Annotated in this window: 7 protein-coding genes and 5 pseudogenes; 7 read left to right on the forward strand and 5 right to left on the reverse strand. The window is 36.3% G+C overall.

The window, feature by feature from the left end; all coding sequences use genetic code 11:
• Window positions 1–106: 106 nt before the first annotated feature.
• Together AC2IP4_RS14300 and AC2IP4_RS14305 are read left to right on the forward strand one after the other, a co-directional pair.
• A complete protein-coding gene (locus AC2IP4_RS14300; RefSeq protein WP_375320391.1) occupies window positions 107–1,534 on the forward strand; it encodes an amino acid permease in 1,428 nt (475 codons plus the stop codon).
• Window positions 1,535–1,918: 384 nt separating this feature from the next.
• Window positions 1,919–4,594 carry an HD domain-containing phosphohydrolase gene (locus AC2IP4_RS14305; RefSeq protein ID WP_375320390.1) on the forward strand — a complete coding sequence of 892 codons (2,676 nt, stop codon included), beginning with the start codon at window positions 1,919–1,921 and terminating at the stop codon, window positions 4,592–4,594.
• Window positions 4,595–4,598: 4 nt separating this feature from the next.
• Here AC2IP4_RS14305 and AC2IP4_RS14310 read toward each other — a convergent pair whose 3' ends face one another.
• The 3 genes and pseudogenes from AC2IP4_RS14310 to AC2IP4_RS14320 form a co-directional block, all read right to left on the reverse strand.
• Complete coding sequence (locus AC2IP4_RS14310) at window positions 4,599–4,727, reverse strand: hypothetical protein (RefSeq protein WP_375320389.1); 129 nt, start codon at window positions 4,725–4,727, stop codon at window positions 4,599–4,601.
• Between the two features lie 169 nt (window positions 4,728–4,896).
• Window positions 4,897–5,199 (reverse strand): DnaB-like helicase N-terminal domain-containing protein, encoded by a 303-nt coding sequence (locus AC2IP4_RS14315; RefSeq protein WP_375320388.1) that lies wholly within the window; start codon window positions 5,197–5,199, stop codon window positions 4,897–4,899.
• Between the two features lie 436 nt (window positions 5,200–5,635).
• Window positions 5,636–6,164: pseudogene (locus AC2IP4_RS14320) on the reverse strand (IS6 family transposase); the annotation flags it as partial.
• 244 nt (window positions 6,165–6,408) lie between these two features.
• On the opposite strand from AC2IP4_RS14320, the gene AC2IP4_RS14325 reads away from it, so the two are divergent.
• From AC2IP4_RS14325 to AC2IP4_RS14335, 3 genes and pseudogenes are all read left to right on the forward strand, one after another.
• Entirely contained in the window at window positions 6,409–7,251 is an 843-nt protein-coding gene (locus tag AC2IP4_RS14325; protein ID WP_375320387.1) for an SMP-30/gluconolactonase/LRE family protein, read from the forward strand.
• Between the two features lie 382 nt (window positions 7,252–7,633).
• Window positions 7,634–8,749 (forward strand): hypothetical protein, encoded by a 1,116-nt coding sequence (locus AC2IP4_RS14330; protein ID WP_375320386.1) that lies wholly within the window; start codon window positions 7,634–7,636, stop codon window positions 8,747–8,749.
• Between the two features lie 317 nt (window positions 8,750–9,066).
• Window positions 9,067–9,264, forward strand: a pseudogene (locus AC2IP4_RS14335) (transposase); the annotation flags it as partial.
• A 376-nt stretch (window positions 9,265–9,640) separates the two neighbouring features.
• Here the strand turns inward: AC2IP4_RS14335 and AC2IP4_RS14340 are convergent.
• Window positions 9,641–10,664: pseudogene (locus AC2IP4_RS14340) on the reverse strand (IS630 family transposase).
• 52 nt (window positions 10,665–10,716) lie between these two features.
• Here AC2IP4_RS14340 and AC2IP4_RS14345 point away from each other — a divergent pair.
• Both AC2IP4_RS14345 and AC2IP4_RS14350 read left to right on the forward strand, forming a co-directional pair.
• Window positions 10,717–10,917: pseudogene (locus AC2IP4_RS14345) on the forward strand (helix-turn-helix domain-containing protein); the annotation flags it as partial.
• Between the two features lie 234 nt (window positions 10,918–11,151).
• Window positions 11,152–11,424: pseudogene (locus tag AC2IP4_RS14350) on the forward strand (protein YgjJ); the annotation flags it as partial.
• Between the two features lie 61 nt (window positions 11,425–11,485).
• Here AC2IP4_RS14350 and AC2IP4_RS14355 read toward each other — a convergent pair.
• Window positions 11,486–12,679: an ISL3 family transposase gene (locus AC2IP4_RS14355; RefSeq protein ID WP_375320385.1), complete on the reverse strand. Its 1,194-nt coding sequence runs from the start codon at window positions 12,677–12,679 to the stop codon at window positions 11,486–11,488.
• Window positions 12,680–12,690: the final 11 nt, after the last annotated feature.

A 12,690-nucleotide genomic window follows, 5' to 3' on the forward strand; every position in this document is an offset into this window, starting at 1 on the left:
CATCTGGAAATATATTCAGAGCCAAATAATAGGGAGAGATTGGATCGTAAATCGCGACTAAACCTCTCCCACCATACCTACAATATGTGATTCATCGGAGTACCTTATGTCTACATCAACTCGTGGCACGATAGGCAAGTTCGCCTTACTGTCTATGACTTTTGCTGCAGTTTATAGCTTCAATAATATCATCAATAATAATATTGAAATCGGGCTATCTTCTGCACCTATGTTCTTCTTGGCTACCCTGTTCTACTTTGTTCCATTCTGTTTAATTGTTGCTGAATTTGTATCGCTTAATAAAAGCTCTGAGGCTGGCGTTTATGCTTGGGTAAAAAGCTCATTAGGCGGTCGTTGGGCATTCATCACCGCGTATACTTACTGGTTCGTTAATCTATTCTTCTTTACCTCTTTGCTACCAAGAATCATAGCTTATGCCTCTTATGCATTCTTAGGGTTTGAATACATTTTTACACCATTAACGACCGCGGTATTAAGTACCCTACTGTTTGCGGTAGCGACTCATGTATCAAACAATGGTGCGAAATTACTAGGTCCAATTACCTCGCTAACCTCATCATTAATGCTTCTGCTTACTCTGTCTTACATTCTGTTATCAGGCGGCGCGTTAATTGGTGGTATTGAACCAGCAGACCCAATCACTATTGAAGCAATGACTCCATCATTTAACTGGGCGTTCCTTGGTGTAATCACGTGGATCTTCATGGCGGCTGGGGGTGCAGAATCGGTAGCGGTTTATGTAAACGACATTAAAGGCGGTCACAAGTCTTTCGTGAAGGTTATCATCATTGCGGGTATCTTCATTGGTGCGCTTTACTCAGTGGGTTCTATCTTAGCGAACGTATTTGTACCTCGTGAAGTACTGAAATTTACTGGCGGTTCAGTTCAAGTCTTTGAAGGTTTAGCAAGACACTTCGGTTTATCTGAAATCTTAATGAACCGTTTTGTTGGTGTGGTTTCATTTACGGCAATGCTTGGCTCGCTACTAATGTGGACTGCAACACCGGTTAAAATCTTCTTCTCTGAAATTCCAAAAGGTATTTTTGGTGAAAAAACAGTAGCACTAAACAAACAAGGTGTACCTGAGCGTGCTGCATGGATTCAATTTTTAATCGTAATTCCACTGATGTTTATCCCAACATTAGCATCAGATACGGTGCAAGACTTAATGAGCACCATCATCAATATGACAGCGGCAGCCTCTATGCTTCCACCACTGTTCATCATGATTGCATACTTGAATCTACGTTTAAAACTGGATCACCTAGAGCGCGACTTTAGAATGGGATCTCGCCTTACTGGTATCACGATTGTTTCTATTCTAATTGGTATTTTCACAGTAGGTTTCTTTGCTTCAACCTTCCCAACTGGTGCAGATATCATGACGATTATCTTCTACAACGTGGGCGGCATTGTTATCTTCCTTGGTTATGCATGGTGGAAATATAGCCAATACGAGAAATCACTAAGCAAAGAAGAGCTTATTGAAGAATCGAAACCTGCGGTTCAGTAATTCACCAGTTTTTAATTAAGTAAAACTAAACCGAGAGTATAGCTACTCTCGGTTTTTTATTTTAATTAACACCTTAAGCATACATAGATATCGATTTTTTACCGTTTGTGCACTACGTTTATTCTAGATAATAAAAATAAATGGTGCGTTATGATATCTCGAATAAAAAAAATAAAAAATAAACTCATCTTTCCATTGCATGTTCATATTTCGACGTTGTTTATCGTTATGATAGTCATCATTTGTTCGGTTCAGATACTATTAACACATAAAAGTATAAATAACCTTTTATTTAATGCTAACTCGACCATTTTTGAACGGATATCGGAGGAAACCAAGTCCTCTATACGCCGAGAATACAGGCCTGCGTTTAGGTCTGTTGCTATGCTTACCAAAAGAGACATTATAAACACCGAAACATTAGCACAACGCAGAGCTTACTTTAACGAGTTTGCCATGCTGTTAGATCTACATAAACATGTTTCAACTTATCACATCACCTTTCCAAATGGAGATTGGTTTGGTATAGGTATATTAGGTGACTCATTATTTAGACAAAAGTTAAATACACCTGACAATACCTATTATTTTTTTATTCATCACACCGCTGACAAAATAAATAACACCACTATCTTTTTTTATGATATTGAAGCCCGTCTCATAACATCACAAGTGCTCACCGACCTTCAGTACCCCCCAAAAAAAGAGACTTGGTTTAAACAATCCGTTAAAGAAAAAATCCTCTTATCTAAGCCTCGCTATCTTTCTGGATTACAACAATTTGGCTTATCTATCCATCAGAAAGCAGCTAATAATGTCGTGGTTAGTGCAGATATCTTAATGCAAAATATTAGCCACGTATTAAAAAGTACCTCTATCCATCCATCATCACTTAGAGTGCTTTATGATGAAGAAAATATTATTTATGCCAGTAATTCATCCCACCTTTCCTTAATGAAAGATAAAGAAAACTCCGTTATTAAGTTAGACGATTTATTTAACTCAGAAATAGTAAGAGCCATTAAAAAACTTCATTTAGATCAGGATATTCAACGGTATCAACATAAAGGAGAGAATTGGTATGGGAAGATATTTTCCGTTCCAATTAATTCAGAACGTTCATTAAATTTACTCATTGCGGTAAAAGCCTCTGAACTGCTCTCTAGTGCTCAGCTCATTCGCCAACAAACAATACTCTGGTCTTTAGGTATATTATTTTTGGCTATTCCTTGTGTTTATTTAATATCACAAAGAATATCAAGACCAATACGCCAAGCGACAAAGCAAGCAAGTTTAATATCCAAATTCGATTTTTCATTTATAAATCAAACTCCCACACAAATACTTGAAATATCGGATCTCAAAAAATCTATTTCAGACATGAAATCAGCAATAGAAAATTACTTCAACCTAACAAATTCAATATTAGAGGAATACGAGATTGATGAACTAATACAAATTATAGGACGCGGGACAGCTAATGCAACGCAAGCGGCGGGGGCTTATCTTTATCTAATTAATGATGATGGAACATACATAGAACCTCAATTTGCGTGGCGTGCCAACGGTCAAGACGAAGATATTAGTGAATTAAAACGTTACTCTCTTGATGATAAAAAAATAGCTAAAGTTCTTGAATATATAATGGTTAAAAAGAAACCCTTTGAAGGTTTAAGCATTCAAAAACTCGATATAAGTGAACAAAAAAAATTGGGATTAAAAGATGAAGACACATGGTCACTCACTTTCCCATTATTTACAAAAGGAAAGCAAACTATTGGTGCCATGGTCTTGGTTTTTAATATTAAAAATAGAGAATCTATACGTAACGATAAACTCAATTACTTTGAGTCCTTAATGAATTTTACTGCCATTGCCCTTCATGGGCGGAAAATGCTGAAAAATCAAAAAGGGTTACTCGAATCATTTATTCAAGTCATGGCAAGCGCTATTGATACAAAATCACCATACACTGGAAATCATTGTCAAAAAGTCCCTGAGCTTACTCAATGGCTTTCCAAAGTTGCGAGCGACTCATCAGCCCCTGAATTCAAAGATTTCACACTGAATGCAACAGAAAAAGAAGAGCTCAGAATTGCTTCATGGTTACATGATTGTGGGAAAATTACGACACCAGAATATGTAGTAGATAAAGCAACAAAACTAGAGACAATTTATAATCGAATACATGAAATAAGAACTCGGTTTGAAGTTTTAAAGCGTGATGCAGAAATCAAGCAATGGCGACAAGCCTCTAACAGTGTATTGCCTACTACACACAAAGAAAAATTAGAACAAGAATGGCAGCGATTAGATAAAGAATTCGCTCTTATTGCTAGAGTAAATCTTGGCGATGAATTTTTATCAGAGCAAGACGCAAAGCAAATACAGACTATTGGTCAACAAACATGGGAACAAACTCTCGACAGTAACCTTGGCCTTGCTTGGGAAGAGCAAGCTCGTTTAAATAATACTGATAAAACTCAATTACCGACAACAGTTACTCTGTTACAAGATAACCAATCTCACCTAATCCCGAATTCAGAAAATTTAACTCAAGATGAGCGATTTACTCTACAAACACCTGAATATAAAAATAACATAGGTGAAGCGTATAACCTATCTATTCAGCGTGGTACATTAAATAATGAAGAACGATTTACAATAAATGACCATATAATTCAAACCATTAAAATGCTAGAAGCACTTCCATTCCCTAAAACGATGAAACATATTCCCAAAATTGCGGGGGGTCATCACGAAAAAGTTGACGGAACCGGTTATCCAATGGGCCTTAAAGCCGAAGAAATGCCATTAACAGCACGAGCAATGGCTATCGCCGATATTTTTGAAGCCCTAACAAGTCATGATAGACCATACAAAAAAGCAAAAACTTTATCTGAATCTCTAAAAATCATGAATTTTATGGTTAAAGATCAACATATAGATAAAGACTTATTTAATTTATTTTTAACCTCAGGTCTTTATAGTAAATATGCAAAAGCGTATTTAAAGCCTGAACAATGTGACGATATTGATATTAATCACTATATAACTTAAGACATTATTCAATTAGGTACTTAGCTATTTTGGTGCGACTTTTACCGTCAACAAAATGAGAAACGGATAAATAACGCATTCTAAGTCGAGCATTGGATGTGGAATTAATCAAACTCGGAAAATCATGCTTCATAAGGACTCCTTTTAAGAGTCCATATTAGATCATGAAATTAACGGAATTGGTATAATTCTTTGGTGTTTACGTTTGAAGTGGCCAAGAAAAACTGGCCACGGTTTTAGATATAATAGGGAGAGGTTATTTTCCAATAATAATGAGTCAATGGTAGGACTTATTGACCAACTCAGGTTATTTGTAACAACCCCGTATTGACCGCATTACTTTCAAGATACATAAACGACTGCAAATCAGAGTTAAACACCTCGGAGTTTAATCGCCCCCTCTTATCAAATTCACTGATTAACATATCCAAAGTAACCACTTTGTTAAAGACTAGTAGCGCTGCTAAAGAATCAAATAAATGTCGATATACTGCCCCATAAAACATGTCTCGATGCAGATAATGAGAGACTTCATTCCAAGCTACGTTGTTGTGTAATAATCCACTAATCACATTAAGCTCAGCTTCCAAGTTATGAGGAGGCATTTGTTAATCAGCCAATCTGAATGAAAGGCTGGCTATGATAACTGAATTCGATACTAATGGGGTAATTGAGCGTTACCTGAGCGATTCAACAAAGCCCTTACCAACAGAACCGATATGCCTGTAGGTTGAAAATTAAAAAGCACATGCTTCTGTTGCAGTTAAATAATCGTGACCCCTCTTTATTTATTCCTAATTGAAAATGAAGTGTCTTTTCCAATTCCTGATCTACAGCACTTAGCAATTCATTGGCAAGTAATGCTTGCGCCTTGACCGTTTCTTGATAATGCAGTTGGTATTTTAATGCGACATCAGAAGCATAGCTTTTTATTATTGATTCAAGAGTTTTGTGCTGATTACTCGCCAATTCCGCCCAGTGTTTCTTATCCCTTAAATCTTGCTGCGTCACAATATCATCATGAATAGTAAAACTGTAATGTAAAGATTCAAATCCTTGAATCGTTGACCAAGCTCGCTTTCGTATTTTGAAACCACCAGTGGCAACCACTAGCTTTTTGATAGGGGCATGATCGGACTCGATACCATTATTTAGACACTTAACCTGCCGCTGCTCTACATCCGCTCGTAGCATCGTAAGCAACTCTAGGGCATTAATAGGCAGCTTCTTTATTTCTCTTCTTAGAGAAATAAAAATCCAAGGTTTCCTTTTATTTATTGATGGTTCGATACAGGTAGTTCCATTTTCCCTTTACTTTTACGTAAGTTTCATCGAGTTGCCAGGAGCTATCAGTTTGGATAAATTGATAATTACGACGTAACTTTTTACGTAATTTAGGGGAGTATTCAATAAACCAACGATAGATAGTGGAACGATTAACCGAAATGCCTCGCTCTGCGAGCATATCACTGAGATTTGCGTAACTCATTGGTGTCGAACCATATCAATGTAAACACCAAAGTATAATTGCTGGTGCGAAGTGTTTCCATTTAAATTCAGAATTGGTCATTGGCGACGAAATAGTATGAAGGATTGTGGGATCTTGGCGTTAAACTGAATTATTTGCAACAACCCCCTTACGATCATTTACTACATCAACTCATTCACAAAATAAATAAATGACCACTAGTTCATTCGGAATTTAATTATTGCATATGTGAAACAGTCTTTTAACTACAAGGCTATATATCAACAATAATTGCTTATATATATTATGTATATTCGAAACTAAAAAATAAATATAAGGAATAACAATGAAAAAACGACTCTTATCGATAACTACAGCAATGATGTTAAGTCAACAAGTCGTGGCCGAACCTGAGCTTACTCAAAAAATATCTAACCTACCAGGTGTAGAGTCTATCGTTTTTGATGAAAACAAAAACGTATACTTTACCTCCTTACAAGCAGGAAACGAAAAAGATGATGGTTCTATTATTGCTCTAAATTCTAAATATGAATTTATTGCTACTATCGTTAATGGCTTAGATAACCCTAAAGGCATTTCTATTAAAGGAGAGCTCCTCTATATTGCTGATATGACGGATTTAATAGAAGTTAATTTACGCTCTGGCACTGTTATTAAGCATCATGTTGAAAGTGCAGAATTTCTAAATGATGTTGCTATTGATAAATCAGGAAATGTATACATATCAGATATGTTTACATCAGAAATATATAAATTTTCTGACAATAAAGTAAGTAAATGGATGGATTCACCAGAACTAGAAAATCCTAATGGACTGTTGTTTATCGGTGATGACCTATACATTGCTGCATGGGGATATTTTAATAAAAACAATCCTATGGAAGCCCCATTTGGCCGAGTTCTAAAAGTAAACCCTAAAACAAAAGTAATTACCGCTATTACAGAAGAACCTTTAGGTAATCTTGATGGTTTACAGTTAGATAATAAAGGACAATTAATTGTTTCTGATTGGAAGCAAGGGGTAATCTATAGTGTTTCAATGGAAGGAGAAGCGCAAAAAATCATAGATTTGCCTCGTGGACCAGGTGATATTTATTATTCAAAAAAAGAAAATAAACTTCTAATACCGATGGCAATTGATGGTGAAATATTATCTCTAACTGAATAGTGATTAATTGTGGTGAAGTGTTAAGTTAAATTATTTTACATCCATTTTAATCCCTGTTACTAACAGGGTAAAACTAACTGTTTTGTAATAACTTCGTACTAGTGGTTTCTATTGAAAGTTTAAATTAATTAAAAAGCTTTTTATTTCCCATAAGTTTAATCGAATTAAAAAATCAATATATAACTCTAATATCATAATACCTGAAGAATACAGCCTAACTTAAGAACACTTTATTTGAGTCCTGTGTCTGCGTATAGAACGTTGTTTAAATACCAATTAAATAATACATAATATTCATGGGAAACTATTAAATAAAAAACACCTAACTTGTGTAAACTTTAAGTTTATAAATATAATTGCATAATAAAATAAGAGAATAATTATGAATACAAAAATAAATAAAATAGCGACTTCTATTGTTATTTCAACGTTAGTTTCTATGCCAATAACTGCTAATGCAGATACTAAGGTTAATACAGCAATTTCTATTACTAAAAATGGACTAGTAACTGCAGGTAATATATTTGCACATAGCGTTCATTCAGTACCATCTACATTAAACGTAGGGTCGTCGTATACCGCTATTTTAGGTGTCGTGGGTAGTATTGCAAATAAGCTAACTTCAATAGCCGTTAATGAGGCTAATATGTCAAGATGTATGTCTACAATATATAGCTATGATGACTCTCAGAACGTATGTGAATCTGCTCCTGATTTTAAAAAATTCAAATTCTGCGTAGTTAATATGGATAATGTTAATGGTAGCCCTGTACGTATGGAGCTAGTAGATTGGGATATAAATGGTACGCTTGGCAACGTATTCTCTGTATCAGATGTAGAAAATGAAGAGCAATTGTGTATCGATAGACCATTAAACGGTACGTTCTTAGAAATATACAATTCATCTGACAAGAAGATATTATCTCGACCGTTGCCGATGGATTTATTCAATGGCGAATATGGCGGTTTAGTTAAAAATGGTAAGTTTTATCTAAAAGAAAAAACAAATAAATTTCATGAAATAATGGGTTATCATCTTTGCCCCGATATTATGTATAACACACCAGGACGTTATTCAGATGACACTCTTGCAAGGAGGTGCCTAGCTAAAATAAAAGAAAAAAATATACATAACGATCATGGCCAATATGAAAAATTATTTACTCAAACAATGAAGAGTTCAAACTTCTCATCATTAAGTCGCTCTCTGCCTGGTATTTTTGATGATGAATATATATTGAAAAATTCAGGGGTTGACATGAACACAAACGAAAACTATGCAAGTATTGGTGGATTATTTGTATTAACAAACGATACCTATGCATATGTTAATCCTAGAGTAAATGGTGCTCAGAAAATAAGTCAAACTGAAATTAAAGTGTGGAATGACTTTAATTATACAGGACATACAATATCAACTGATAACGTAATAAACATGGGCAATAGAATACCTCGGTCTCTTCTTTTAAAAAAAATTCAAGAAAGTAACGGTCTTTAATTAATAAAAAGGAGCTATATAATATAGCTCCTTTTTTATCTGGGTTGTCTTCCAATAATAAGGAGTCAATTGTAGGACTTATTTATCAACTCAGATTTTTTGCAACAACCCTCTATTCAGTGCATCGCCAGACTGCTCAATCTCTCCACAGGGTTCTTAATGACAAGGGCGCGAAGCGTATATTTCCCCTTGTCATTAATTGATTTGCAGGAAGTGCGCGACGCACTGGGTAGCGGTAACTCAAAGAGGATGAATGATGCACTAAACCAAGCCCATGCGTAGTTCATTTGCCCCAAAGCAGTGAAAACCCTTGATAGGAGTGGTTGATGAATGATGTGCTCGTTTGCTATTTACCACCGTACTCTCCAGAGCTCAATATCATTGAGATATTGTGGAAGAAAGTAAAATATGAATGGTTACCATGTGAAGCGTTCAAAACGTTTGAAGGCCTCAGTATTAACATCAAAAACATATTAAATTATTACGGCGAAAAATTCACAATAACTTTTGCGTGACTACTTAAAAATAGTTTCACTGTATTGGCGTAATTAACAGGACTGGAAAAAATACGGTTCGTGTGGGTATAAAAGAATATGCCAAGCGTACATAATTAAAAAGTATGAAATTTATGGATATACGTCATTAGATAAATTATCCGAGTGGAACCGGTTAGTACCAAAGCGGCAAGAGGGAGGATTTTCCTGTAGAAAAAAATCTCAATATATTAATCCGCTTGATGGTGTAATGGTCAACAAAAACCGGACACCAAACTTACATAAAATAGCCAAAGAAATGTACGGTGATCCAAGCAACCGTCTCACTGTTGGTGAATGGGCAAAACACTTTGCCATGAGTGAAAGAACGCTATCAAGATTATACCAATTCCGTTAATTAACTTGTCAACTTTAACCAATCTCTAAAGCAGAGTGAGATGACTCTGCTTTTATCTTTACAAAACCGATTCCACGCTCCACATAATGTCTCTACAATATCGTCATAGTTTTCGAAACACCTATTGGCTACTTCATTTTGACGGAGCCAGCTCTATACCTGTTCTATAGGGTTAAGTTCGGGAGAATAAGGTGGGATATGAATGATGGTGAGGTTCTCAAATTCATCTGCAAGATAGCTCTGGTGCCAACTCGCTTGATCCATGATCACAACAGCATACTTGCCAGTTGGTGTGGCTTGAGAAATTAATCTGAGTTGCTCTTTCACCGCTTCCATATTACTCAGGGGAACCACTATCGCTTCAGCTTCTCCTGTCGTGACACATACTGCTCCGAAAAGGTATGCATACTCAAATTGCTGTTGTTGTACTACTCTAGGCCGCGTACCTTTTTCTGCCCATATCCGCGTTGTTGTATTTCGCTGACCAAATCGAGCCTCGTCTTGAAACCATATTTGAACATCTTTTAAGGCTACATGGCCAGGGATCTTAAGGATCGTTTCGATTGGGAATTTTTTTAAAAGCTTCTTGAGCTTCGACTGACTGCTTAGGATGTTTAGAGCGAGTAGTAATCCAACTCAAACCTATGTCATGTAATAACTGATAGAGCGCCAACTTTTTATATAATGTATTGAAATTGCTTTCTATATAAAGCCCAATATCTCTCGCTTGAAGACGACCGCCACTCTCATTTACGGCATGTTCGATAACATATCCTTTGAGGTGTAATTTTTGCTCATCTGTTAGGCGATGAGGTCTACCTGAATGTGGTTTCTCTTGAAGCCCTTCAAGACCATTATCAAGATATGCTTTGACCCATTTATTGACGCTTACTCTGCTAACTTTAAGGTACTTAGCTATTTTGGTGCGACTTTTACCGTCAACAAAATGAGAAACGGATAAATAACGCATTCTAAGTCGAGCATTGGATGTGGAATTAATCAAACTCGGAAAATCATGCTTCATAAGGACTCCTTTTAAGAGTCCATATTAGATCATAAAATTAACGGAATCGGTATTAGTAAAACAAGAGTTAGGAATGACCTTTGGCCATTGGCGCAGTCAATTACATATTGTATTGGCGTTGCAAAAACTCTCTTCTGGAGACGCGGTTCAACGCATTGCTGAAGATCTAGGCTATGAATCGGTCAGCGCTTTCATCTCTTTCTTCAAAAAAACATTAGGCCGCTCACCAAAACAATACATGAAGATTAAGTAAATACTCCCTAATTAGGTCTAAGTAAATTAGATCTTTTTAGAAGTAAAATTTTAAGTAAATATAGATAAAAACAATCTCACTTCTCTCACATTTATGCCGTTTTATTCTTCTTTTTCTTATCTCTCCTCGCTATTCTTTCTTTATTGATAATTAACTCCGTATTCATTTATTACCGAGTAACCCAATCAATTTCTAATAAGAAAAATTTACCCACAACAGTGAGCACCTCTAAACATGAAACCTACTTTTGCAAAGCTGTCTTTACTTTCTACTCTACTTTTAACAGCGAATGTCCATGCCATTGAAACTGATTTTTACGGTGAAATGGGCATTGATGGTCGTACTTTCTTTGATGGTGACGATAAAGGTCGCTACAGTGATGGCACCTATATTGAAGGCGGGCTCGCTATTGAAGAAGGCAATTGGTTTGGCTTAATTTACGGTGAGGGCTGGACAGTACAAGCGGATGATGACGGTAATGCGTGGGCAACAGGTCATGGCTGGGGGGATTCCCTGGCACCGCATTATTAACAGAAGAATACATTAACTTCATGGCCAATAATTTGGTTCATCGCGGCTTTCCGGGGAAAGCCGCTTTTATCTTCATAAAGAAATAGTCTGTATCTCTGTAGCCATACCCCATTCTTTTGATCAGCTTAATTTTGTTATTTATTCCTTCCAGTGTACATGTATTTAATCGATATAAAGCCGAACTAACAATTCCGTGAAGGTATGGTTTTAACTTTCGTGCAAAACTGATTAATGGTTGGATCCCACTCTCATTTACCTGTTGCCACCATACATCCCATAGTTCTATTGCCTGCGTTTCTGAATCACAATACCAGAGCTCTTTTAATTGCTCTCCTAGCAAATGAGTCACCATTAAATCGTGGTTTACCGAAAGTATTTCATCTAGATAACTCTGTTGATTTGCGTCTAGGTTGTCTCTATTTTTCAAAAGGATCCAGCGTGAACGCTTAATCCAACGACGAGCTTTTTTGTCTTCTTTGAGTTGATTCGCTTGATCTACCCTAACTCTATCCATTACCTCTCGTCCATATTTGGCTACCACATGAAAAAGATCGTATACAATACGCGCATTAGGGCAATGAGCTTTCACTTCGAGATCGAAAGCTGTATTCATATCCATAGCTACTGCTTCGATATTTTCGGCATGCTCACCAAGCTCTTCAAAGAAAGGCCTGATATCAGTTCGGCTTCTACCTAAACCAATCCAAAGCACTTGATGTGTCTGCGCATCGGCAATCACTGTTGCATATCGATGTCCTTTAAATATGGCAAACTCATCCATCACTAGTTGACGTAATTTATCCCATGGTATGTCAGGGATAACTCGTTTAAGTCGTTGTTTATCAATGTTCTTTATCGTGTGCCAATGTACTCCAGTCAGTTCTGAAATATGTTTAATCGGCAGCAAAGGCAGCAGTTGTTCAATATATTCTATCAATCGATTAGTCAGGCGTGAGTATGGTTTAAGCCAAGATATTGCTTCCGTTTTTGTACCACATAGCGAACATGTAATGCGCCTAGTCTGAATCAAAAGTTCAACTGGAGTTCCTAATATCATAGCGTCTTTAATAGTTCGCCACTGAGTATCGTGAGTAAATTCAGAGAGTCGCCCGCAAGAGCAGAATGCTGGGGAATCAGGCTTTAAGGTTATAGAGATTAATGAATCAGTTTTATGAGATTTTACGATCTGAAAACCTTTCCAGAATGATGATAAAAAAGTATTATTTGGCATGAAAACGGCAG

The organism is Aliivibrio thorii (genome assembly GCF_057368585.1).

Coding starts and splice junctions, on each gene's coding strand:
- AC2IP4_RS14300 (WP_375320391.1), top strand. CDS start 107: ATGTCTACATCAACTCGTGGCACGATAGGCAAGTTCGCCTTACTGTCT.
- AC2IP4_RS14305 (WP_375320390.1), top strand. CDS start 1,919: ATGCTTACCAAAAGAGACATTATAAACACCGAAACATTAGCACAACGC.
- AC2IP4_RS14310 (WP_375320389.1), bottom strand. CDS start 4,727: ATGAAGCATGATTTTCCGAGTTTGATTAATTCCACATCCAATGCTCGA.
- AC2IP4_RS14315 (WP_375320388.1), bottom strand. CDS start 5,199: ATGCCTCCTCATAACTTGGAAGCTGAGCTTAATGTGATTAGTGGATTA.
- AC2IP4_RS14325 (WP_375320387.1), top strand. CDS start 6,409: ATGAAAAAACGACTCTTATCGATAACTACAGCAATGATGTTAAGTCAA.
- AC2IP4_RS14330 (WP_375320386.1), top strand. CDS start 7,634: ATGAATACAAAAATAAATAAAATAGCGACTTCTATTGTTATTTCAACG.
- AC2IP4_RS14355 (WP_375320385.1), bottom strand. CDS start 12,679: ATGCCAAATAATACTTTTTTATCATCATTCTGGAAAGGTTTTCAGATC.